Origin of the sequence: Paenibacillus sp. ACRRY (assembly GCF_022346995.1) — a bacterium.
Classification (GTDB): Bacteria; Bacillota; Bacilli; order Paenibacillales; family Paenibacillaceae; genus Paenibacillus.
Map to the genome: position 1 here is coordinate 17,730 of NZ_JAKRNM010000014.1, position 21,252 is coordinate 38,981.

Here is a 21,252-nt window from a genome sequence, read left to right on the forward strand (position 1 = left end):
GTTTACCGTTATTCAAGAAAGCCTATACTAAATCAGTAATGAGGCCTCCGTCAATATGGATGGTGGAGAACAGCAAGGAGAAGCGCCGTGTATAAAAGACTGCGTTTGCGAAACCGGGCGGACTTTAGCCGCGTATACCGGTATGGGAAATCTTTTGCCAATCATCAATTTGTGGTGTATGGCTGCCGCCGTAAAGATACGGAGCAATTCCGGGTAGGTGTATCATGCAGCAAGAAAATCGGAAACGCTGTCGTACGAAACCGGATGAGACGCATGATTAAGGAAATTATAAGGCACCGTGAGAAAGAGATTGTCACACAAATGGACCTGATCTTCATCGTAAGAAAAGGTGCCCTGGACATGACCTATCAGGAAATGGAGAAAAGTCTGCTGCACGTCATGCGCAAAGCGGCTCTTCTTAAGCCTAATAAACGGTAAGCTTCGGTTTATTTGTCCTCCTAATTATGGTATGATTTACGGTGGAATGGAATGGTTAAGAGAGGGGTTATGAAGTGTCGCGATTGAAGACATCAAAGGGGAAGTGGATTCTCCTCATTGCAGTCATTGCAATGGTCACCGTACTAGCGGGGTGTACTCCGCAGGGATCCGGGGTTACGACGGAAGATCTGAAAAACAGTGACTCATTCTGGCAAAGCAATGTTGTTTACTGGTTCTCACTGGCGCTCGATACATTCGCCAACTGGTTTAACGGTGAATATGGACTAGCTGTCCTAGTCATGGTGCTGATTGTGCGGACGTTAATTTTGCCACTAACAATGAAGCAGGTCCGCAGCTCCAAAGCCATGCAGGCAATTCAGCCGCAGTTGAAGGAGATTCAAGCCAAGTATAAAGATACACCTGAGAAAGTTCAGCAAGAAACCATGAAGTTGTTTCAGGAGAATAAAGTTAATCCGATGGCGGGTTGTCTACCACTTCTGATTCAGATGCCGATTTACATCGCACTTTATAACTCAATTTACGGTAACTCCAGTCTGAGAACACATGACTTCTTGTGGCTCCAGCTCGGAGCGCCGGATCACCTGTTTATATTGCCTGTGCTGGCTGCCATCACAACATTCGTACAAACATGGATGATGATGCGCATGAATCCTGCACAACAGGTTGGACCAATGCAGTTCATGCTATGGGTGTACCCAATCTTGATTTTCGTGATGTCTTACCAGTTCCCGTCAGCGTTGCCGCTGTACTGGTTCTACAGTAACATCTACACGATCGTGCAAAACTATTTCCTTTACCGGAATAATGATAAAGTCGTGGCTGAAGTCAACGTGAAGCAGAATAGTTCCTCCAAAAATGGAGCTAAACGCAAAAACGGTGGCAAGGCAACCGTCTCTGGAAAAGGGTCGAAAGGGGCCAAAAAATCGAAATGACCAAAGTCATTGCGTCAGGAAAAACCGTTGAAGATGCTGTAAACCAAGGATTGGCTGAGCTTGGCGTGAGCCGGGACAAGGTCGAGATACAAGTGTTAGAGCAGCCGTCAAAAGGATTCCTGGGTTTGATCGGGGTAAAGGCGGCAAAAGTTGAAGTGAAACTTCTGCCTGTGCCCGAAGCTGTACCACAGCGGGTCGAGCCGGCCGCACATATACCTCAGGTTGAAGCTAAACTTGAGGATGTCGCAGCTAAAAATCCCTATGAGGAAGCGGCTGCTTTCTTAAAAGAAGTAGCAGCAGGTATGGGACTGGATGTTGAAGTGGATATCAAAAAGCAGCGGGATGGACATATCTTCAATATTGCCGGTGAAGATCTTGGCATGATTATTGGCAGACGTGGACAGACGCTCGATGCACTTCAATATCTAACGAACATTGTAGCTAACCGTTATTCGGAAAGTTTCGTTCGAATTGTACTGGATGCGGAGAATTTCCGCCAACGCCGCCGGAAGACGCTTGAGGATCTAGCTGAACGTCTGGCTGGACAAGCGATCCGTTCTGGCAAGGAAGTTGTTCTGGAGCCGATGCCTCCACTCGAACGCAAAGTCATTCATGCGAAACTGCAAAACCACCCGCAGATTAAGACGTACAGCAAGGGCGAAGAGCCCAATCGGCGCGTGGTCATCATGACGAAATAACACGAAATTGAAGACGCAATGGCTTCCTGCCCGGTGCAGAAGCCATTGCTTTTTTCGTAAATAAGTATATTGGTGAGAACTTAAAAAGTGAAATTCATATGTCGGTCCGTAAGGACAACCATTTTAAAATAGAGCAGGGAGAGATAACGATGATCAGTGATACGATCACAGCGATATCCACGGCTGTTGGGGAAGCGGGTATAGCCGTTATCCGGGTCAGCGGTCCGGATGCAGTATCGGAAACGGAGAAAATTTTCCGCAGTAAAACCCCTTTGACCCAAGCAGCATCTCATACAGTTCACTACGGTCATATCATTGAACCTGGCAGTGGGGAGAAGATTGAAGAAGTACTGGTTACGGTAATGCGGGCACCTCGTTCGTTTACGACTGAGGATGTGGTTGAGATTAGTGCTCATGGTGGAGTAGTCTCGGTGAAGCGGGTTCTGGATTTACTGCTTCAGCTAGATATTCGCCTTGCGGAACCGGGTGAATTCACGAAGCGTGCTTTCCTGAATGGACGGATCGATCTGTCACAGGCTGAGGGCGTTATGGATCTCATTCGCTCCAAGTCGGATAGAGCATTTTCGGTGGCACTCAAACAAGTTGAGGGAAAGCTCTCGTCCAAACTGCGTGATCTGAGGCATACATTGGTGGAAACTCTGGCTCATATCGAAGTGAACATTGACTATCCCGAGCATGATGTTGAGTCCTTAACTGCTGATTTTATCAAAGAAAAATCCAGTCTGGTCATGACTGAAATTGATAAATTGCTGGTAACGGCAGAACAGGGCAAGATTCTACGTGAAGGAATTACGACGGCAATTGTAGGGCGGCCAAACGTAGGGAAATCCTCTTTGCTCAATGCACTCGCTCAGGATAATCGGGCTATTGTAACGGACATTCCGGGAACAACACGTGACGTTATTGAGGAATTTGTAACGATTAACAACATTCCACTCAAGCTGCTGGATACAGCCGGCATTCGGGAAACGATGGATGTTGTCGAGAGAATCGGGGTAGAACGTTCCCGCTCCGCAGTAGCAGAGGCAGATCTGTTGTTGATGGTGATCAATGCTGCAGAACCGCTGCATGAGGACGAGATCGAATTATTGGAACAAATCCGCGGTAGACAATCAATTATCATTATGAATAAAATGGACTTAGCTCCGCAGGCAGACCGCGACATTTTGCTTCGCTACATCCCGGAAGAGCGCCTTGTTCCAATGTCTGTGAAGGATGATCTGGGTGTTGATCGTTTGGAAGATGCCATTTCCACCTTGTTCTTCAGCGGCAAGCTGGAATCGGCGGACTTGACGTATGTCAGCAATGTGCGCCATATTGCTTTGCTCAAAAAAGCAAAACAGTCCTTAATTGACGCTTATGAAGCCGCTGAACAGCTCATTCCAATCGATATGATTCAGATTGATGTACGTCTGGCGTGGGAGCACCTTGGTGAGATTGTGGGCGATACGGCACATGATGCATTGATTGACCAGATTTTCTCCCAGTTCTGTCTAGGAAAGTAAAATGAGCAAACATACTTCCTGTGAAAAGTAGTATGATAATGTAGTCCATTTCTTGTGAATGGTCAGCATGGCAATGACGTCTGTAGGATCACAGACTTGATGGTTTGATATAGATCGGAATGTCCCCAGCTGAATAGGGAGAGCATTCAATTTTTTTACAATAGACCGTGGGCAGGGGATTCAAACGTGCTGCGGCATAAGGAGGTAAACAAGAATGGCTTTTGATGGCGGCAGCTATGATGTAATTGTCGTTGGTGCTGGACATGCGGGTGTAGAATCGGCTCTGGCCGCAGCCCGTATGGGTTCCAAAACACTGATGATTACAATAAATCTGGATATGGTGGCCTTCATGCCGTGTAACCCATCCATTGGGGGACCGGCAAAAGGACATGTTGTACGCGAGATTGATGCGCTTGGCGGTGAGATGGGACGGAATATCGATAAGACGTTTATTCAGATGAGAATGCTCAACACAGGGAAAGGTCCTGCAGTACACGCTCTGCGTGCTCAGGCTGACAAGTTTTCTTATCAGCATAAAATGAAAGAAACGATGGAGAATGAGCGCAACCTCACCATGCGTCAAGGCATGGTGGATCGCTTGATCGTCGAAGACGGGAAATGTGTGGGGGTAGTGACTCAGACGGGTACAGAGTACCGTGCTAAGGCAGTTGTTTTGACTACAGGCACCTATTTGCGCGGTAAAGTTATTATGGGTGAATTGATGTACGAAAGTGGACCGAACAACCAACAGCCTTCACTCAAATTGTCCGAGCACTTGCGGGAGCTTGGATTCGACCTTGTTCGTTTCAAAACAGGTACACCTCCTCGTGTGCACAAGGATACGATCGATTTCAGCAAAACGGAAATTCAGCCTGGTGATGATGAGCCGAAGTTCTTTTCGTATGAGACAGAATCTTCGGAAAATGAACAGCTGCCATGCTGGTTGACCTACACTTCGGTTGAAACCCATCAGATCATCAATGATAACCTGCATCGTGCACCGATGTTCTCGGGTGTCATTGAAGGTACGGGACCACGTTACTGTCCATCCATTGAAGACAAAATTGTTCGTTTCAGCGATAAGCCGAAACATCAGATCTTCCTGGAGCCAGAAGGTAAAAATACTTCCGAGTACTATGTACAAGGACTATCTACCAGTCTGCCGGAGGATGTTCAACTTGCTGTTCTTCGCTCCATTCCCGGAATGGAAAAAGTGGAAATGATGCGTAATGGCTATGCCATTGAATACGATGCGATGGTACCTACACAGCTCTGGCCTTCACTTGAAACGAAGCGTCTGCCAGGTCTGTTCACAGCCGGACAAATCAATGGTACATCCGGTTATGAAGAAGCGGCAGGACAAGGGATCATGGCCGGGATTAACGCAGCACGCAAAGTACAAGGCCAAGAGCCAGTTATTCTGGATCGTTCCCAAGGCTATATTGGCGTATTGATTGATGATCTGGTGACAAAGGGAACAAATGAGCCATATCGTTTGCTCACTTCACGTGCCGAGTATCGTTTGCTGCTCCGTCATGATAATGCAGATCTGCGTTTGACCGAGATTGGACATGATATTGGCCTGGTTTCAGAAGAACGTTATGCTAAATTCCTCGACAAAAAAGCCAAAGTGGATGCAGAGGTTGAACGTCTAAAAGCGGCTAAAGCGCGCCCTGTGGAAGTGAATCCGAAGCTTGAAGAGTTTGGCTCGACTCCAATTCAAGATGGAAGCACACTGCTTACCCTATTGCGTCGTCCGGAAATTACGTATGACTGGATTGACCAGGTTTCACCTTCTGAGGTAGAACTGACAGCAGATATGAAGGAACAAGTAGAGATCCAAATTAAATATGCAGGTTATATTGAGAAACAATTGATCCACGTGGAACGTTTGCAAAAGATGGAGAAAAAGAAAATTCCGGATACGATTGAGTACAATGATGTTCATGGTCTGGCTATGGAAGCGAAGCAAAAACTATCCACGATCCGTCCTATTTCAATTGGGCAAGCTTCCCGGATTGCTGGGGTAACTCCTGCGGACATTTCCATTCTGCTCGTCTACTTGGAGCATTATAACCGTGTAACCGCAGCAAGGGGACAATAATGGACGATATTCAACAGCAATTGCAGCTTCGACTGAAAGAGCATGGTTTGGAACTTGATGAACATCAGCTGGAACAGTTCGAGCTGTATTTTCAGGAGCTGGTATCCTGGAATGAGAAGATGAACCTGACAGGTATAACGGAACGGGAACAGGTGTATACAAAGCATTTTTATGACTCGGTATCCCTGGCCTTCTATACGGATATGACCAAAGTGGAAAAGCTTGCGGATATTGGATCTGGGGCAGGCTTTCCTGGTATTCCGCTCAAGATATGCTTCCCGCATATCCAGCTGACCATTATTGATTCCCTCAACAAACGCATAGGCTTTCTGCAGCATGTCGTGGATACACTCGGTCTAACCGGAGTGGAGTTAATTCATGGCCGCGCGGAAGAGCTGGGGCGCAAAGAAGGATATCGGGACAGCTACGATCTGGTTACTGCGCGTGCAGTGGCGAAGCTGGCAGTGCTGAATGAATTCTGTTTACCTTTCGTTCGCAAAGGTGGGATGTTTGCCGCAATGAAAGGCGGAGATCCTCGTGAAGAAATGAAGGAAGCAGAATTTAGCTTCAATCAGCTGAGAGCACGGGTAAAAGCCGTTCATCCATTCCAGCTGCCAGTGGAAGAGTCAGCGCGTCATATCATCTTGATTCAAAAGTTTGATAAAACGCCGCACAAATATCCTCGTAAACCGGGGACTCCACTCAAAACACCATTGGTACAGTAAGTCATTGTTGGGTAAACCAATAAACTTTGCTTACTTTATGGACGGATTATAGAAACTTACTCGTGTCATTTGTAAAGCCAGACTAGAAAATATTGAAGAGGATGTTTCACGTGAAACATCCTCTTTTTTATTTTCAGATACATATTGCAAAGCGCGTAACAATTCAAAAACAAAACAGGTGAATAAAAGGAGAAAACGAGGGTAAAACCGACAAGATGCTCGGAAAAAAGCAGGAAAATTAGGAGGGTTTAAAGAATAGGTTAGAATAGGATTATGATAGAAAAGATGATAGAATAGAAGTAGCCGATCCTGTGTATCAGAGATCATAGATTATAGATTATATCTAAATAGATTTAGCAAGAAGTATAGACATTTCATCAGAACGTGATGTAGAAAGCAAAACTTATTCGAAGAACGACAACATATGAGGGGTCGCATATAGAATAGGAAGCACCTGCACTGTTGCAGGAGCTATTACGAAACTAGGTGGTAATATACGGAATGAAAGAACAATTTTCGAAGTTGTTTGGTTTGGCGGAGCGCAATAACGGAGATGAAGTGAAACAAATTCCGGTAGGTGAAATAGTAAGCAGCCCTTATCAACCTCGTACGATTTTTGACGATGATAAAATTGATGAGTTGTTGCAGACAATCAAAACCCATGGAGTCATTCAACCCATTGTTGTCCGTGTGCGGAATGGATCATATGAGATTATTGCCGGGGAACGTCGCTGGCGTGCGGTTCGAAAACTGGGACTAGAGCATATTCCAGCCATTGTGCGCGAGTTTAATGACTCTCAGGCCGCTTCCATTGCCTTGATTGAGAACCTGCAGCGTGAAGGGCTCACGGCTATTGAAGAGGCGGTTGCTTATCAAAAGTTAATTGATCTTCACCAATTGACGCAAGAGAGTCTTGCGCAGCGATTAGGCAAAAGCCAATCAACCATTGCCAATAAAATTCGGTTGTTACAACTCCCGGAAGGAATTAAGACTGCGTTGATGGAACGGAAAATATCCGAGCGTCACGCAAGAGCATTGCTTTCACTGGACTCGGAAGAACTGCAAATGAAATTGCTCGGCGAGATTATTGAAAAAGAGCTGAACGTGAAACAAACTGAAGCAAGGGTTGCCTTTTACAAGGAAGCTTCCAAAATCAAAAAGTCCAAACGCATCTCGTTTACCAAAGATGTCAGACTGGCTCTAAATACGATTCGCCAATCGATTGATATGGTATCTGGTTCTGGTATGGATATCAAAACCAAAGAAGCAGATCACGAAGATCATTATGAGATCGTCATTCATATTCCGAAACGCAAATAGTTGAAGCTTAAGGCGGCAATGGGGCCGCTTTTTCTGTCTATAGAGCTGGTTAAAGTCTGTATTGAAGAACGTGCTTGAAGAACGGAACGGTAGTTGTTGTTTGTGTGGACGATAGCCACCTGCTTTTAGTTAACTGTATCTCACAACCTACAAGAAAAGACTCCTATTTTATTTGAGGTGAAGTAATTGTCTAAGATTATGGCCGTAGCAAATCAAAAGGGCGGTGTGGGGAAAACGACGACATCTGTTAACTTGGGTGCAGGACTGGCTTCACTCGGGAAAAGGGTACTGCTTGTCGATATTGACCCTCAGGGGAATACGACTAGTGGAGTCGGAATCAACAAAGCAGATGTGGCCAATTGTATATATGATGTCATCATTAATGAAGTACATCCTCAAGAAGCCATTGTGGAAACTCAAATTGAAGGGCTTCATATCATACCTGCAACGATTCAACTTGCCGGAGCCGAGATTGAGTTGGTATCCACCATATCACGTGAAGTTCGATTGAAAAAATCACTCGCCATGGTGAAAAAAAACTATGATTACATACTGATCGATTGCCCACCATCTCTTGGCATGTTAACGATCAACTCGTTGACCGCTTCCGACTCGGTGATCATTCCGATCCAGTGTGAGTACTACGCACTTGAAGGGCTGAGCCAACTGCTTAACACGGTCCGCCTCGTGCAGAAACATTTGAATACCTCTCTGCAAATAGAGGGAGTGCTGCTCACCATGTTTGATGCCCGTACGAACCTTGGGATCCAGGTGATTGAAGAAGTGAAGAAGTATTTTCAACAAAAGGTGTATCAAACGATTATTCCGCGTAATGTGCGACTTAGTGAAGCCCCTTCGCATGGGCAGTCCATTATTACGTATGATCCCCGTTCACGAGGAGCAGAAGTGTATTTAGAGCTCGCAAAGGAAGTGATATCGTATGAGTAAGCGGCTCGGAAAAGGTCTCGATGCCCTCATTCCATCGCTTTCAATAAATGACGATGACAAGGTTGTAGAAATTCCAATTGCCCAGTTGCGGGCAAACCCTTATCAGCCAAGGAAGGTATTTGATGAGGATGCGATTCATGAACTGGCAGAATCGATACGTCAACATGGCGTCATACAGCCAATTATCGTACGTACTGTACTGAGAGGTTATGAAATCATTGCCGGGGAACGGCGATTTAGAGCTTCTCAATATTGCGGTAATGCAACAGTGCCTGCAGTCGTTCGTAATTTTAGCGATCAGCAAGTCATGGAAATCGCCCTGATTGAGAATTTGCAACGTGAGAATCTCAACGCGATGGAAGTTGCTGTAGCCTACCAAGGCTTGATGGATCAGTTCTCGCTGACACAGGAAGAGTTGTCTGTCAAAGTGGGAAAATCGCGTTCTCACATCGCGAACTTCTTGCGATTGCTTTCGTTACCAGAAGAAGTGAAAGATCATGTTTCACGTGGAACATTGTCCATGGGACATGCACGCGCCATAGTCGGTGTGAAGGACCAGGATATGGTGAAGCAGCTGGCCAAACAAACCATTGACCAACAATGGAGTGTACGTGAACTGGAAGAAGCGGTACAGCAGCTCGATCGTTCCAAGTTGGGTGAAGCCAAGGCCAAATCCAAACTTAAGAAAAAGGACCCATTCATTGACACGGTGGAGGAATCCTTGCGTGAGCGTTTCAAAACAACAGTGAAGATAAAGCACAACAAAGATAAAGGTAAAATCGAGCTCAACTACTACAGCAAACAGGATCTGGAGCGATTGCTGGAACTGCTTCAATAGACAATCCTGTAGATCAACTTACAACACGCGGGGCTTTTTTCATCTGATGACATATCGCCTCTGTACGATGGAGAAACGATATGTCATTTTTTTCTGTGAATATACTGCTTTCCTATTCTGTACTTTGCTTATAAGTGGATTTACGCGGAATGTTCAATGAAGAGAATAAAGGTGGTTGAGAAGTGAAGGAAGTTATTTATCTGGATCATGCTGCGACATCATGGCCTAAGCCGCCTGCTGTTGGTGAAGCCATGCTGCATGCCCTTGATGTCGCCGGAGCCAACCCGGGCAGAGGCAGTCATCGAATGGCTGTTCAAGCAAGCCGTGTGCTATTTGACACGAGAAAGGTACTATCCAATCTTTTTGGTATAAGTAATGCCAATGATATTGCACTTGGTTCCAATACGACAGAAGCGTTGAATCTTGCAATCCAAGGCAGCTTGCGAGCAGGTGATCATGTCATTGCTACAATGGCGGAGCATAACTCAGTCAGGCGGCCTCTGGAATACATGCGAAGAGTCCGGAATGTAGAAGTGGATTATGTACCAGTGAATGCTGCAGGTGCTATTGATTTGGTTCATCTGGAACGTTTGTTTCGTCCAAACACTAGATTGGTTGTATGTACACATAGTTCCAACCTGCTTGGCAGCATTTTACCTGTTGGCGAAATATCGCTGATCTGTCGTAAACATGGGGCGACATTTCTCGTAGATGCAGCTCAGAGTGCTGGTATACTGCCAGTGGATGTACAGCAGCTGGGTATCGATCTGTTGGCCTTTCCAGGACATAAGGGCCTTCTCGGTCCACAGGGAACGGGAGGTCTCTATATCGCTCCGGAACTTGATCTCGAACCGCTTCTTCATGGAGGAACAGGCAGCCAGTCTGAAGCCACTCAGCAGCCACTTGTTCGTCCAGACCGATATGAGGCAGGAACTCCAAATACCGTGGGTATGGCAGGGCTGGCCGCCGGCGTGAGACATGTGATGGGAATGACTCCTGAAGCAATCTATAAGCATGAGTGGGAACTGACGCAATATATGATGCAAGGGTTATCATCTGTAGCAGGAATTCGGATACTTGGGCCAGAGCTTGGACAACCACGTACCGGGTTGGTATCCTATACAGTAGAGGGATATGATTCAGCCCAGCTAGCTTTTCAACTGGATCGCCGTTATGGGATTGCTGTGCGTTCCGGTTTTCACTGTACTCCTCTTGCTCATGAATCTGCTGGAACCACATTGAGCGGAGCAGTCAGAGCCAGTGTAGGATATTCAACAACTAGTCAGGAGATAGATACTCTAATTCATGCAGTAAAAGAACTAACAACACCGCGGTAATATGGCGATCGGTATTAAAGGATAGCGGATTAGAGAGATATCTATTAAAATTGGAAAAAAAGTTGATTAGTTACTATAGATAAAGGGTTTATTATAAGGGGAAGGTCTAACGAATGTAGGATAATTCGTTGGCAAAAGTGGACGGACAGATTAATGAACAAACAAACAGAGGGGTAGTTGCACTACATGGCTGAATTAAACGAGCTGATTCTGGAACAGCTGCTATGGATTATTGGCGGAATGGCATTATTATTGGTAATCTTACTGATTGTGAGTATTGCCCAAGGCGCAAAGTTACGCAAGTTCAAACGGAAATACGAAGCGATGATGGCTGGCAGCGGAGTAGAGGATCTGGAATCGTTGCTGATCAATCTGAAAATTCAGATGGACAGCATTGAGGACGAGCACAAATTGCAGACTAGTCAGATCCAGGCAGTCATGCAAAAACTGACCCGCATCCAGGGTAAAGTCGGTGTGAAGCGTTATAATGCCTATGGAGAAAGAGGCAGTGATCTGAGTTTCTCCATGGCCATGATTAACGATAATGACGATGGGATGATCCTCACAGGGATCTATAATCGTGATGGATCTTATGTGTATGCCAAGCCTCTTAAAGGGGGAGAGTCATCTTATACACTATCCCCTGAAGAGAAGGAAGCAATTACTCTGGCACAGCAAGGAGAGTAGAGCGTGTATGCCATTCGCGAATGGCTGAGTAAAGACTGCTCGCTATAATTTCAGACATGCGCATGACAAGACTTAGCCGTGTGTTTTGCAAAACAAAGTATTCCATAAAGCCGCCGACGTTGACGATACCTGTAAGATGGATATCGCCGACCGGCGGTAATTCTTTATTTACACCCGCACCAGGCTTGAGCGGCCCATTGACCACCTGAATACAGCCCACACTGGAGGATTGCCCTAGGCAAGCATCAATTCCAATCACATAAGGATTATGATGTGCAGTTCGAATGGTGTTCAGGGTGTCCTGAAGATTCATCGCATGCACTGGTTCATCCAATGTGCCATAGAGATGAAATAGGGGGCTGTCCCACTTGGCAAGCGAAGAGCCCACCAAAGGACCAAGACAGTCTCCTGTGGAGCGATCAGTACCAATGCAGACAATGACGACATTTTGCAGAGAATGAGCCTTATAGAGATGAAACATTAAACGATGTATTATGGCGGAGTGTATGCCTGGGTCGGTATGTGGTATCTTCAAACTGGTCATATCTTGGGACGAATAAGAACGCGAATTGGGATTCATAGGATCTATCCTTTCCCCTTGAGAATGGTAGTAACAGTATATGGAAGGATAGAAGGTTTTATACTTCGTAAGGACAAGCTTTTTCCTAAAGGATTATACTGAGAGGAACAACCGATGGATGATGCTTGGTAGTCGGAAAGGAGCCGGATATGGAAGAGTGGATAGATGATTGGATGCTGATTGCCTTTGATTCTACCCAGCAGGCTTTGCGGGCGGAGATGCTGCTTGAATTTGCTGAGATTGAAATTGATTTGTTTCCTACCCCGAAAGAGATTACGGCAGGCTGTGCCCTCTGTATACAGTTTCCCAAAGAGGATCTTGCAAGAGTGCAGCAGATCATTCGGAACGAGTTTGTAGAGATCCGGGGCCTCTATTTCAAAACCGAAGACAGCTATGATAACATACCCATGTAGAGGAGGTTGGAATTGATGCTGCCTTTTAAATTTTTCGCTGCAGCTCTTGCTGAACCGGGTGCAGGGGATGATACTAATACCTTAGAAGGTACTGTTAAAAGTGCTATTAGCTGGACTGATAAGTTATGGAATTCCGTCACCGATGCGGATATGTGGTTAAACATTCTGTTCAGCTCGATTCGCATTGTTATTATTTTCATTATCACCCGTATCGTAATCAAGATTGTGTACCGCATTATTGATCGCAGCCTGGAACGGAAGCAGGAAGGAAAAGTCCGCGTAAACCCGCGCAGGTTTGTCACGGTAGGTGAATTGCTCAAAAATGCGACCTCCATAACATGTAATTTCATTATGATTCTGTTACTGTTATCAGAGATCAACATACAAGTTGGCCCCCTACTGGCCAGTGCAGGTGTTCTTGGGCTTGCCATCGGTTTTGGTGCACAGGGACTGGTGAAGGATGTTATTACGGGTTTCTTCATTATATTAGAGGACCAGTTCGCTGTAGGGGACGTTATTCAGACAGGTACCTACAAAGGAACCGTTGAAGTTATCGGCTTGAGAACAACCAAGCTGGTTAGCTGGCAAGGTGAAGTTCATATTATTCCGAATGGTACGATTGCCAGTGTGACAAACTTCTCCATGTCCAATTCGCTTGCTGTGGTGGATATTCCGATGAAGGGTGATCAAACCTTGGATGAATCTGTTCGTTTGGTCAAACAGGCACTGGCTGGAATTGAAGAACGTGATCTCAACATTGTGAAGGTTCCGGATGTACTGGGTATTCAATCGATGTCCACTTCGGAGTATGTCGTTCGGATTGTCTCTGAATGTATGCCAAACTCCAGAGCCTCTGTAGAACGCCAAATCCAGAGTGATGTGAAGAAAACCCTGGAGTATCATGAGATGGGTAAGCTTGCTGCATTAGAACAGGCAGCTGGGCAGGAGAAGGATGAAGGGGATGGTACTGGTGGAGCGTAAAAGTTTCCAGCTTGGAGACATTGTACAGATGAAGAAGCAGCATCCCTGTGGAAGTAATGAGATGGAGATTATTCGGATGGGGATGGATATTCGAATTAAATGTGTGGGCTGCAAACATAGTGTACTAATTCCAAGAGCGAAGTTTGAAAAAAACATGAAAAAGGTACTTCGCTCGGCAGAAGATGCTGCGGAATCTTAAATGAAAGTCTGCGGCAAAATGCGTACCATAATAACGTTTTCATGAAGTGCAGCAAAGATGTTGCGTTCTGTAAATGATCATGCTATAATCAGTATTGCTGCGGAAAGGTACCCAAGAGGCCCAAGGGGGCTGACTCGAAATCAGCTAGGCGTGTCACAGCGTGCGTGGGTTCGAATCCCACCCTTTCCGCCACTTACAGCATTTGTGCAATGACATTTTAATGAACTCAGTTACATTGAATTTTATAAAGCGATTGGTCCTTCCTGAGTGGAAGGTTTTTTTATTTTTCTGAGACAACAACAATAAAGTTTAATGACACAAAACAAAAGAGCCCCGAAGGGCTCCTTGTAGGCGATACATCGGTTAGTTAGGAAACAATCGGTCGTAAGATCAGAAACTTGGCGTACTGCTCATGCAATACTCGTGCTCAGACGAAGGGCCTTACACACTACCACTTGCTTCTTAGATTACGTGATGAATCTCCAACATTACACGATCGGCTGCGTTGTCCAACGGAACCACACCTCTCTCGTGTACCGCCTGATTGTATTATGTGCATTATTACGTTTTATATACATGTGTTATATAAAATAATATTTTTTAATGAACACGAGCTTTCGTTAATCTCTTCCACTTCCGGTTTTGGTTGCTCGTTTCAGGGAAGGATTCCCCCTTTTTAAGGGTTATCCGTTTAGGATTCTGAATTTCGGTATGGAAGCTTTTTTCTCCGACTTCCGTGTACTCTCCATCATTCGGTGCTTTGTCACCTTTTTCAAACTCGGTTTGTTCACCCATGGTAAGACCTCCTTAGATGTTTTTCTTATTATTACATCCATAGTGTGCTCCAGAACTCGAATGAACATGTGCCAATACAAACAGGGAACGTTTGCTTGCATTGCTGTCTTATTTTTGTTATATTAATATAGTTCGAGTTTGTGCTCGTTCCTTGCTCTCAACCTAGATTGAGGGCCAGAGTCCATAAGGAGGTGAAAATTATGCGCAAATATGAAGTGATGTACATTATTCGTCCTGACGTTGAGCAAGAAGTTGTTCAAGCTACAGTCGATAAATTCCAAGGCATCATCTCCAACGGCGGTGGTGAAGTTACAGCTCACGACGTTATGGGTAAACGCCGTCTTGCGTATGAGATCAAGAAATTCCGTGATGGTGTTTATGTTCTGGTACACTTCACTGCTGAACCAGCAGTAGTTACTGAGCTTGAGCGTCTCATGAAGATTTCTGACGAAGTAATTCGTTATCTCATTACGAACGATGTTAAGTCTGCCTAAGACAACTCGTGATTAACGCACCAATTACGCTCTGAAGGAGGGGATTACATTGTTGAACCGTGTCATTCTGATCGGCCGGTTAACCCGGGATCCTGAGTTGCGTTACACTCCAGCAGGAGTAGCAGTTACGCAATTTACTTTGGCGGTGGACAGACCGTTTACAAGCCAAGGGGGAGAGCGGGAAGCGGATTTCATTCCGGTCGTTACCTGGAGACAGCTTGCTGAGACTTGTGCAAACTATTTGCGCAAAGGACGCCTAGCTGCAGTCGAAGGACGCATTCAAGTACGGAACTACGAGAATAACGAAGGAAAACGTGTATACGTGACCGAAGTCATTGCCGATAATGTCCGTTTCTTGGAGTCAGCTAACCGTGATAATAACGGTGGCGGCGGTGGGCAACCGATGCGTGAAGAGCCTTCTTATGGAGGCGGCGGACGCGCGAACAATAACAATAATTCGCGTAGCAACAATCAGGATCCTTTTTCCGATGACGGAAAACCGATTGATATATCGGATGATGATTTGCCATTTTAACGTGAACCGACACTCTAGAGTGATTGGCTTAACGATAGGAAAGGACTGAAAAGCATGAGCTTCAAGCAAAGAGAAGGCGGAGACAACGATAAAAGACCGGCTCGCCGTGGCGGCCGTAACAAACGTCGTAAAGTGTGCTTCTTCACAGCTAACAAAATTACTCACATCGATTATAAAGATACGGACTTGCTTCGTAAATTTATCAGCGAACGTGGAAAAATTTTGCCACGCCGTGTAACAGGTACTAGCGCTAAATATCAACGCATGCTGACGATCGCGATCAAACGCTCCCGTCAAATCGCATTGCTGCCATACACAACTGAGTAGTCTTACTCAGCTTGCATACGAAGCAGCCGGCTTATAGCCGGCTGCTTTTTTGTGTTTTGAAAAGAACGGGAACCTCCTGGTCGAATGGATCGTAGAGAAGTAATTGGAATGCAAATGATTTATAATAGAATAGATTATGATTTTGAGTAAGTAATCCGTATTCCAGTTATGACAGATCAAAACATCAGGAGTGCATATGAAGAAAATGAGGAAAAAAAGGCAGCAGAAGCAAAAGAAAAGTTTGCGTCTTTGGCTAATAGCTACGCTGCTGATTTCAGTTTTATATCTGTGGCTGCAACAGAAAGAGGATACTTACGAAATCTGGCCAGATTATACGAGAGAGGTTGCACCAATCACAGGGCTCCATCCTATCGTGGCAGAGAGTGAGCAGATACTGGTACGTAAAGCAGCCCGCCGTGGTATAGATATTGTTATCACCCATGGTTATCGAAGTATAGAAGAGCAGGATGAGCTATTTAATCAAGGTCGCTCCACAACTGGGAATATCGTTACGAATGCCAGGGGTGGGGAGTCTTATCATAATTATGGACTGGCTATAGATTTTGCACTTCGAACGCCCGATGGTGATGTAGTATGGGATATGGAGCGTGATGATAACGGCAATGGACAAGCAGACTGGATGGAAGTTGTCGATCTGGCCAAGGAGTTAGGATTTACATGGGGAGGTGACTGGGCTAACTTTCCGGATTATCCTCACCTGCAGATGGATTTTGGCTTAAGCATCAATGATTTAAAACGTGGCAAACGCCCGCCAGATTCACCATAAGGACTGTAATTAAAATACATTATAATGTATAAATATCGGGAATGCCTTGCATTTTGCAGGGCTTTTTTCATTCTTTTGTAAAAAAAATGATAAAAGATTACAATTAGTCCTTTACAGCAGCAAATAAATAAAACTATACTATAATAACTAGAATTTTAACACAGACTTAATGAATAGCATAAATATAATCGCATAGGCATAAATTTGCTAAAAATACAGCTGACATAGAGTAATCAAATTAAATTGTATATTTACCACAAACCTAACATATATATTTCAAAACAAAAGTATACCGACATGTAATTATATAATTTATGTAAAGTACATGTTATATATTTTAAAAATTTCACTCTCCTACTTAAGAACCTCTCGCAAAATAAGTCGAAATAGTATCGAAATCCCCTTGATATGTACCTTAAAAATATAACTAATACCCAAAACTATGATATAAAAACATTTATACCAAAAATCTCAAAATAATCATTGACGTCACCTAAATTTACACGTATGATTACATTAATTATTTTCGTGTATAATCCCGCTAGGAATTATCAACATTAATTGACCAATGGTCTAAACAGCAATGTCGAAACTCGTTTCTCCTAATGAATTAGTATTTTGTATAAACTTTTGTTCGTCTTCTTCAAGAACATGGAAATATACAGTGGATGCATTCTTATATATATGAATACAGTCTGCAGAAATTTTGGGGTTAGGGTGATTGATTTGAACACAGAGCTATTGGAAGTCAGAAATCTAACTACATCATTCAGAATTGAAGATGACTATTATGCAGCAGTTGATCACGTTAACCTCACGGTTAAGAAGAACGAAGTACTAGCAATTGTAGGAGAATCAGGATCAGGCAAAAGTGCATTCGCATTTTCAATTATGGGTCTTCACAACAAAGCCAAAATTGATGGCCAGATTCTATATAAAGGACAGGATATTGCGAATATCCCTCCTAACAAATTAAACAAGCTCCGCGGTAAAGAGATGGGAATGATCTTTCAGGACCCACTTTCCGCATTAAATCCTCTGATGATTATTGGTGACCAGATCGATGAGATTCTGACACTACATCAACCTAAAATGTCTTCTAAAGATAAGAAAGACAAGGTTATTGATCTGCTTAACCAAGTAGGGATTCCACGTCCCGAACAGATTTATAAGCAGTATCCCCACGAACTATCTGGCGGTATGAGGCAGCGGGTTGTTATCGCAATTGCCATTGCGAATAAACCGGAACTGCTGATTGCCGATGAGCCTACAACAGCACTTGACGTTACGATTCAGCTGCAGATTCTTGAACTTATCCGAGATTTGAAGAACGAGATTAATGCCGGCATCATCCTGATTACGCATGATCTTGGGGTGGTTGCTGAGATGGCGGATCGCGTTGCCGTTATGTACGCCGGTGAAATCGTTGAGATTGCAGATATCTATACGTTAATGACTAATGCGAAGCATCCATACACAAGATCTCTATTGAACTCTATTCCTACGATTACCGAAGAAAAATCAAAGCTTCATGTCATTCAAGGCATTGTACCTTCATTAAAGAATCTTCCTCGCAAAGGGTGCCGCTTCAAGGCCCGAATCCCATGGATCAGTGATTCGGCCCATGAAGAGAACCCGCAGATGCATGAAATTGCTCCAGGTCACTTTGTACGTTGCACCTGTTACCAGCACTTTCATTTCCCTGATCAAGCTGAGGAGGAATAACATAATGGCACTACTCGAAGTTGAAGGACTCAAAATACACTTTCCGATTCGCGGTGGACTGATCAAACGTGAAATTGGAAGTATCAAGGCAGTCGATGATGTAAGCTTCTCCATTGAGCAGGGACAGACTTACGGACTCGTTGGCGAGTCAGGCTCAGGCAAAACAACGACAGGGAGAGCCGTCATCGGACTCAACCATGTGACAGCCGGAAGAATTCTATTTAACGGCAAGGATCTTGCCAAAGAGCGGCGTAAGGACAGACAACTCCAGCGTGATGTGCAAATGATCTTTCAAGACCCCTACTCTTCACTGAATCCCAAGAAGAGGGTTATCGACATTATTGCTGAACCTCTACGCAACTATGAGCGGCTGACAGCTACGGAAGAGAAGAGACAAGTCAGAGATTTGCTAGAAAAAGTAGGTCTAAGTCCGGAGTCCATCTATAAGTATCCTCATGAATTTTCCGGAGGACAGCGACAGCGGATCGGAATTGCCCGGGCAATTGCACTGAAGCCGAAACTAATCATTGCAGATGAACCCGTATCGGCTCTGGATGTATCCGTACAGGCACAAGTGCTTAATTTCATGCAGGAGATTCAAAAGGAGTTAAATCTGACCTATCTGTTCATCAGTCATGATCTCGGAATTATAAGACATATGTGTGATCAGATTGGAATTATGTATAAAGGTCGTTATGTCGAGCAAGGAACGACCGATGATATTTTTGAGAACCCACAGCATATCTATACCAAGCGTCTCATAGCAGCTATTCCGGATATGGACCCAACCAAACGTGAGGAAATGATGGCTTTCCGTCAGCAGATCAAATCCGAGTATGAAAACTCATACCGAAATTTCTTCGATGAGGAAGGGCTTGCTTATTCGCTCCAATCCATTTCCAATACTCACCGAGTAGCTCTACCTCAGAAAGGTTGAAGGCCATATGTGGAATATAATACTACGAAGAATCATGATTATGATCCCTCAGATCTTTTTGCTTAGTCTCTTGGTGTTCTTGATGGCCAAGGCAATGCCCGGCGACGCACTAACAGGCTTACTTGACCCGAGCATTGACCCTAAGGCTCTGGATGAACAAAGAGAACGACTTGGACTCAACAATCCATGGTATGTACAGTATTGGGACTGGATCAGAAATGCAGCACAAGGCGACTTCGGGCAATCTTTCCGATTTAAAATGCCAGTTATGGACTTGATTGGTCAACGAATCTCAAATACATTCTGGCTGGCTGTCGCAACGCTTGTGTTCACATACTTGATCGCGATTCCACTCGGTATTATCAGTGGTCGTTACAATGATACATGGTCTGACCGTTTAATTACGGGTTACACCTATTTAGGTTTTGCAGCACCTTTATTTATTTTTGCACTCGTTATGTTATGGATTTTTGGGTTCCACTTTGGGTTATTCCCAACTGGAGGTAGCGTAGCACCTGGACTTACACCAGGAACATTTAGTTACGTTGCAAGCAAGTTCTATCATCTGTTATTACCAGCTTTATCTATGGCGTTGATTGCTACGGTATCCACTGTTCAATACCTGCGTAGTGAAATTATCGATATTAAGCACAAGGAATTTGTTCTCACTGCGAGGGCCAAGGGAGCCTCGGAATCACGAGTTTACAACAGGCATATTCTAAGAAACTCTCTACTTCCGATTGCCGCATTCTTTGGTTATGAGATCACTGGACTTATCGGAGGTACCATTATCATTGAGAGTATATTCAGTTATCCGGGCATGGGTCAGCTGTTTCTTAACTCAATCTCTCTTCGGGATTTTAGTGTTGTGACTGCGCTTGTCCTGATATTTGGTATCGCCACAATTCTGGGCTCGCTGTTATCTGACATTATTCTTGGATTGGTAGATCCACGTATACGGATCAAGTAAGAACTTGAAGATTTCGGGGTGAATAAAATGAGCAAGGCCAATGATGTCGTTATAACTTCACAGAAGATAGATAAGAGCCCCTCTAGCTTGAGTATCTTATGGAGGGAGCTAGTCCGGGATAAAGTGGCGCTAGTCTCGCTCATATTTTTAGGATTAGTTTTATTACTAGTCTACGGAACTGCTTTGGTTCTGGATCAGGATGAAATTGTTAAAGTAGATCTATTCGCCTTGTATGAGCCGCCTTCCGCACAATATTGGTTAGGAACAGATTACGGGGGTCGAGATGTATTCGGACAATTAGTCATAGGTACTCGGAACTCGTTATCCATTGCCATTCTTGTTACGGTAATGACAGGTTTCTTGGGAATCGTGATTGGTTTATTGTCCGGTTACTTCGGAGGATTAATTGATAATATATTCATGCGTATAGTGGATTTCTTCATGGTTCTTCCTTTCATGATGATCGTTATCGCGTTTGTTACAGCAGTACCCAAATATAATATTACTTCGTTCTCGCTAATCATGACAGCTTTCCTATGGATGGGAATTGCCAGATTGATTCGGTCTAAGGCATTACAAGAGCGCGAACTAGAATATGTAAAGGCATCAAAAACGTTGGGTTCTTCTCATCTGAAAATCATGCTTTCACAGGTTCTACCTAATCTGAGCTCCATCATCATCGTAACGATGACATTGAACCTTGCTGCCAATATTGGCCTTGAATCCGGGTTGTCTTTCTTGGGATTTGGATTCCCTGAGAGCACACCTAGTCTTGGAACACTCGTAAGTTATGCACGTAATCCGCAAACCCTGGAATCCAGATGGTGGATATGGCTACCTGCGTCAGTACTTATTCTGGTATTGATGTTGAGTATAAATAATGTCGGTCAAGCCCTTAAGCGTGCGACTGATGCAAGACAAAGAAGAGGTTAAAA

At 44.5% G+C, this 21,252-nt stretch carries 24 protein-coding genes and 1 tRNA gene; 23 read left to right on the plus strand and 2 right to left on the minus strand.

All coding sequences use genetic code 11. The features are described 5' to 3' along the window. Nucleotides 1-87: 87 nt before the first annotated feature. From rnpA to MH144_RS27435, 11 genes are all read left to right on the plus strand, one after another. On the plus strand, nucleotides 88-438 hold the full coding sequence (gene rnpA / locus MH144_RS27385) for a ribonuclease P protein component (protein WP_175394208.1): 351 nt from the start codon (nucleotides 88-90) through the stop codon (nucleotides 436-438). A gap of 74 nt (nucleotides 439-512) precedes the next feature. Continuing rightward, complete coding sequence (locus MH144_RS27390) at nucleotides 513-1,391, plus strand: YidC/Oxa1 family membrane protein insertase (RefSeq protein ID WP_127537615.1); 879 nt, start codon at nucleotides 513-515, stop codon at nucleotides 1,389-1,391. Continuing rightward, entirely contained in the window at nucleotides 1,388-2,089 is a 702-nt protein-coding gene (jag, locus tag MH144_RS27395; protein WP_239305407.1) for an RNA-binding cell elongation regulator Jag/EloR, read from the plus strand. The genes MH144_RS27390 and jag overlap by 4 nt, the downstream gene beginning before the upstream one ends. Before the next feature lie 149 nt (nucleotides 2,090-2,238). Then, nucleotides 2,239-3,615, plus strand: a complete 1,377-nt coding sequence (gene mnmE / locus MH144_RS27400; protein WP_239305408.1) for a tRNA uridine-5-carboxymethylaminomethyl(34) synthesis GTPase MnmE — start codon at nucleotides 2,239-2,241, stop codon at nucleotides 3,613-3,615. A gap of 214 nt (nucleotides 3,616-3,829) precedes the next feature. Next, a complete protein-coding gene (gene mnmG, locus MH144_RS27405; RefSeq protein WP_239305409.1) occupies nucleotides 3,830-5,719 on the plus strand; it encodes a tRNA uridine-5-carboxymethylaminomethyl(34) synthesis enzyme MnmG in 1,890 nt (629 codons plus the stop codon). Next, nucleotides 5,719-6,444, plus strand: coding sequence for a 16S rRNA (guanine(527)-N(7))-methyltransferase RsmG (gene rsmG, locus MH144_RS27410; protein ID WP_239305410.1), 726 nt, complete (start codon nucleotides 5,719-5,721; stop codon nucleotides 6,442-6,444). Before mnmG ends, rsmG begins: the two co-directional genes overlap by 1 nt. Before the next feature lie 501 nt (nucleotides 6,445-6,945). After that, nucleotides 6,946-7,764 (plus strand): nucleoid occlusion protein, encoded by an 819-nt coding sequence (gene noc, locus MH144_RS27415; RefSeq protein ID WP_239305411.1) that lies wholly within the window; start codon nucleotides 6,946-6,948, stop codon nucleotides 7,762-7,764. A 186-nt stretch (nucleotides 7,765-7,950) separates the two neighbouring features. Next, nucleotides 7,951-8,712, plus strand: a complete 762-nt coding sequence (locus MH144_RS27420; protein ID WP_095293506.1) for a ParA family protein — start codon at nucleotides 7,951-7,953, stop codon at nucleotides 8,710-8,712. Further along, the gene (locus tag MH144_RS27425) at nucleotides 8,705-9,550 is read left to right on the plus strand and encodes a ParB/RepB/Spo0J family partition protein (protein ID WP_239305412.1); all 846 of its coding nucleotides are present in this window, start codon (nucleotides 8,705-8,707) and stop codon (nucleotides 9,548-9,550) included. The genes MH144_RS27420 and MH144_RS27425 overlap by 8 nt, the downstream gene beginning before the upstream one ends. 182 nt (nucleotides 9,551-9,732) lie before the next feature. After that, nucleotides 9,733-10,887: an aminotransferase class V-fold PLP-dependent enzyme gene (locus MH144_RS27430; RefSeq protein ID WP_239305413.1), complete on the plus strand. Its 1,155-nt coding sequence runs from the start codon at nucleotides 9,733-9,735 to the stop codon at nucleotides 10,885-10,887. Between the two features lie 186 nt (nucleotides 10,888-11,073). Further along, nucleotides 11,074-11,574, plus strand: coding sequence for a DUF4446 family protein (locus MH144_RS27435; RefSeq protein ID WP_239305414.1), 501 nt, complete (start codon nucleotides 11,074-11,076; stop codon nucleotides 11,572-11,574). On the opposite strand, the gene yyaC is transcribed toward MH144_RS27435, so the two are convergent. Then, nucleotides 11,549-12,154: a spore protease YyaC gene (gene yyaC, locus MH144_RS27440; protein ID WP_239305415.1), complete on the minus strand. Its 606-nt coding sequence runs from the start codon at nucleotides 12,152-12,154 to the stop codon at nucleotides 11,549-11,551. The genes MH144_RS27435 and yyaC overlap by 26 nt on opposite strands. 149 nt (nucleotides 12,155-12,303) lie before the next feature. Between yyaC and MH144_RS27445 the strand changes: the two genes are divergently transcribed. The 4 genes from MH144_RS27445 to MH144_RS27460 all read left to right on the plus strand — a co-directional run bounded on the left by MH144_RS27445 (nucleotide 12,304) and on the right by MH144_RS27460 (nucleotide 13,939). Further along, a complete protein-coding gene (locus MH144_RS27445) occupies nucleotides 12,304-12,567 on the plus strand; it encodes a putative Se/S carrier protein (RefSeq protein WP_239305416.1) in 264 nt (87 codons plus the stop codon). Between the two features lie 15 nt (nucleotides 12,568-12,582). Next, nucleotides 12,583-13,548: a mechanosensitive ion channel family protein gene (locus tag MH144_RS27450; protein ID WP_239305417.1), complete on the plus strand. Its 966-nt coding sequence runs from the start codon at nucleotides 12,583-12,585 to the stop codon at nucleotides 13,546-13,548. Continuing rightward, nucleotides 13,538-13,747 carry a DUF951 domain-containing protein gene (locus tag MH144_RS27455; protein ID WP_095362223.1) on the plus strand — a complete coding sequence of 70 codons (210 nt, stop codon included), beginning with the start codon at nucleotides 13,538-13,540 and terminating at the stop codon, nucleotides 13,745-13,747. The genes MH144_RS27450 and MH144_RS27455 overlap by 11 nt, the downstream gene beginning before the upstream one ends. A gap of 101 nt (nucleotides 13,748-13,848) precedes the next feature. Then, nucleotides 13,849-13,939, plus strand: a tRNA-Ser gene (locus tag MH144_RS27460). Between the two features lie 408 nt (nucleotides 13,940-14,347). Here MH144_RS27460 and MH144_RS27465 read toward each other — a convergent pair. Next, nucleotides 14,348-14,542 carry a YjzC family protein gene (locus MH144_RS27465; RefSeq protein ID WP_095362189.1) on the minus strand — a complete coding sequence of 65 codons (195 nt, stop codon included), beginning with the start codon at nucleotides 14,540-14,542 and terminating at the stop codon, nucleotides 14,348-14,350. Nucleotides 14,543-14,742: 200 nt separating this feature from the next. On the opposite strand from MH144_RS27465, the gene rpsF reads away from it, so the two are divergent. The 8 genes from rpsF (at nucleotide 14,743) to MH144_RS27505 (ending at nucleotide 21,250) form a co-directional block, all read left to right on the plus strand. Next, a complete protein-coding gene (gene rpsF, locus MH144_RS27470; RefSeq protein ID WP_024629534.1) occupies nucleotides 14,743-15,036 on the plus strand; it encodes a 30S ribosomal protein S6 in 294 nt (97 codons plus the stop codon). A 49-nt stretch (nucleotides 15,037-15,085) separates the two neighbouring features. After that, nucleotides 15,086-15,571: a single-stranded DNA-binding protein gene (ssb, locus tag MH144_RS27475; protein WP_024629535.1), complete on the plus strand. Its 486-nt coding sequence runs from the start codon at nucleotides 15,086-15,088 to the stop codon at nucleotides 15,569-15,571. 54 nt (nucleotides 15,572-15,625) lie between these two features. After that, entirely contained in the window at nucleotides 15,626-15,898 is a 273-nt protein-coding gene (rpsR, locus tag MH144_RS27480) for a 30S ribosomal protein S18 (protein WP_062327715.1), read from the plus strand. Between the two features lie 196 nt (nucleotides 15,899-16,094). Next, complete coding sequence (locus MH144_RS27485) at nucleotides 16,095-16,685, plus strand: M15 family metallopeptidase (RefSeq protein WP_481857399.1); 591 nt, start codon at nucleotides 16,095-16,097, stop codon at nucleotides 16,683-16,685. A 726-nt stretch (nucleotides 16,686-17,411) separates the two neighbouring features. Further along, on the plus strand, nucleotides 17,412-18,410 hold the full coding sequence (locus tag MH144_RS27490) for an ABC transporter ATP-binding protein (RefSeq protein ID WP_275440332.1): 999 nt from the start codon (nucleotides 17,412-17,414) through the stop codon (nucleotides 18,408-18,410). Between the two features lie 4 nt (nucleotides 18,411-18,414). Then, nucleotides 18,415-19,347, plus strand: a complete 933-nt coding sequence (locus MH144_RS27495; RefSeq protein WP_275440333.1) for an ABC transporter ATP-binding protein — start codon at nucleotides 18,415-18,417, stop codon at nucleotides 19,345-19,347. 7 nt (nucleotides 19,348-19,354) lie between these two features. Continuing rightward, nucleotides 19,355-20,317: an oligopeptide ABC transporter permease gene (opp4B, locus tag MH144_RS27500; protein ID WP_239305419.1), complete on the plus strand. Its 963-nt coding sequence runs from the start codon at nucleotides 19,355-19,357 to the stop codon at nucleotides 20,315-20,317. A gap of 27 nt (nucleotides 20,318-20,344) precedes the next feature. Further along, a complete protein-coding gene (locus MH144_RS27505) occupies nucleotides 20,345-21,250 on the plus strand; it encodes an ABC transporter permease (RefSeq protein ID WP_239305420.1) in 906 nt (301 codons plus the stop codon). The last annotated feature ends 2 nt before the right edge of the window (nucleotides 21,251-21,252 follow it).

Excerpts from the sequence above, each read along its gene's own strand:
- rpsR (WP_062327715.1), top strand. The coding sequence starts at position 15,626 with ATGAGCTTCAAGCAAAGAGAAGGCGGAGACAACGATAAAAGACCGGCT.
- opp4B (WP_239305419.1), top strand. The coding sequence starts at position 19,355 with ATGTGGAATATAATACTACGAAGAATCATGATTATGATCCCTCAGATC.
- rsmG (WP_239305410.1), top strand. The coding sequence starts at position 5,719 with ATGGACGATATTCAACAGCAATTGCAGCTTCGACTGAAAGAGCATGGT.
- MH144_RS27450 (WP_239305417.1), top strand. The coding sequence starts at position 12,583 with ATGCTGCCTTTTAAATTTTTCGCTGCAGCTCTTGCTGAACCGGGTGCA.
- noc (WP_239305411.1), top strand. The coding sequence starts at position 6,946 with ATGAAAGAACAATTTTCGAAGTTGTTTGGTTTGGCGGAGCGCAATAAC.
- MH144_RS27495 (WP_275440333.1), top strand. The coding sequence starts at position 18,415 with ATGGCACTACTCGAAGTTGAAGGACTCAAAATACACTTTCCGATTCGC.
- jag (WP_239305407.1), top strand. The coding sequence starts at position 1,388 with ATGACCAAAGTCATTGCGTCAGGAAAAACCGTTGAAGATGCTGTAAAC.
- MH144_RS27465 (WP_095362189.1), bottom strand. The coding sequence starts at position 14,542 with ATGGGTGAACAAACCGAGTTTGAAAAAGGTGACAAAGCACCGAATGAT.
- MH144_RS27425 (WP_239305412.1), top strand. The coding sequence starts at position 8,705 with ATGAGTAAGCGGCTCGGAAAAGGTCTCGATGCCCTCATTCCATCGCTT.
- MH144_RS27505 (WP_239305420.1), top strand. The coding sequence starts at position 20,345 with ATGAGCAAGGCCAATGATGTCGTTATAACTTCACAGAAGATAGATAAG.
- MH144_RS27435 (WP_239305414.1), top strand. The coding sequence starts at position 11,074 with ATGGCTGAATTAAACGAGCTGATTCTGGAACAGCTGCTATGGATTATT.
- yyaC (WP_239305415.1), bottom strand. The coding sequence starts at position 12,154 with ATGAATCCCAATTCGCGTTCTTATTCGTCCCAAGATATGACCAGTTTG.
- mnmG (WP_239305409.1), top strand. The coding sequence starts at position 3,830 with ATGGCTTTTGATGGCGGCAGCTATGATGTAATTGTCGTTGGTGCTGGA.
- MH144_RS27445 (WP_239305416.1), top strand. The coding sequence starts at position 12,304 with ATGGAAGAGTGGATAGATGATTGGATGCTGATTGCCTTTGATTCTACC.
- mnmE (WP_239305408.1), top strand. The coding sequence starts at position 2,239 with ATGATCAGTGATACGATCACAGCGATATCCACGGCTGTTGGGGAAGCG.
- MH144_RS27485 (WP_481857399.1), top strand. The coding sequence starts at position 16,095 with ATGAAGAAAATGAGGAAAAAAAGGCAGCAGAAGCAAAAGAAAAGTTTG.
- rpsF (WP_024629534.1), top strand. The coding sequence starts at position 14,743 with ATGCGCAAATATGAAGTGATGTACATTATTCGTCCTGACGTTGAGCAA.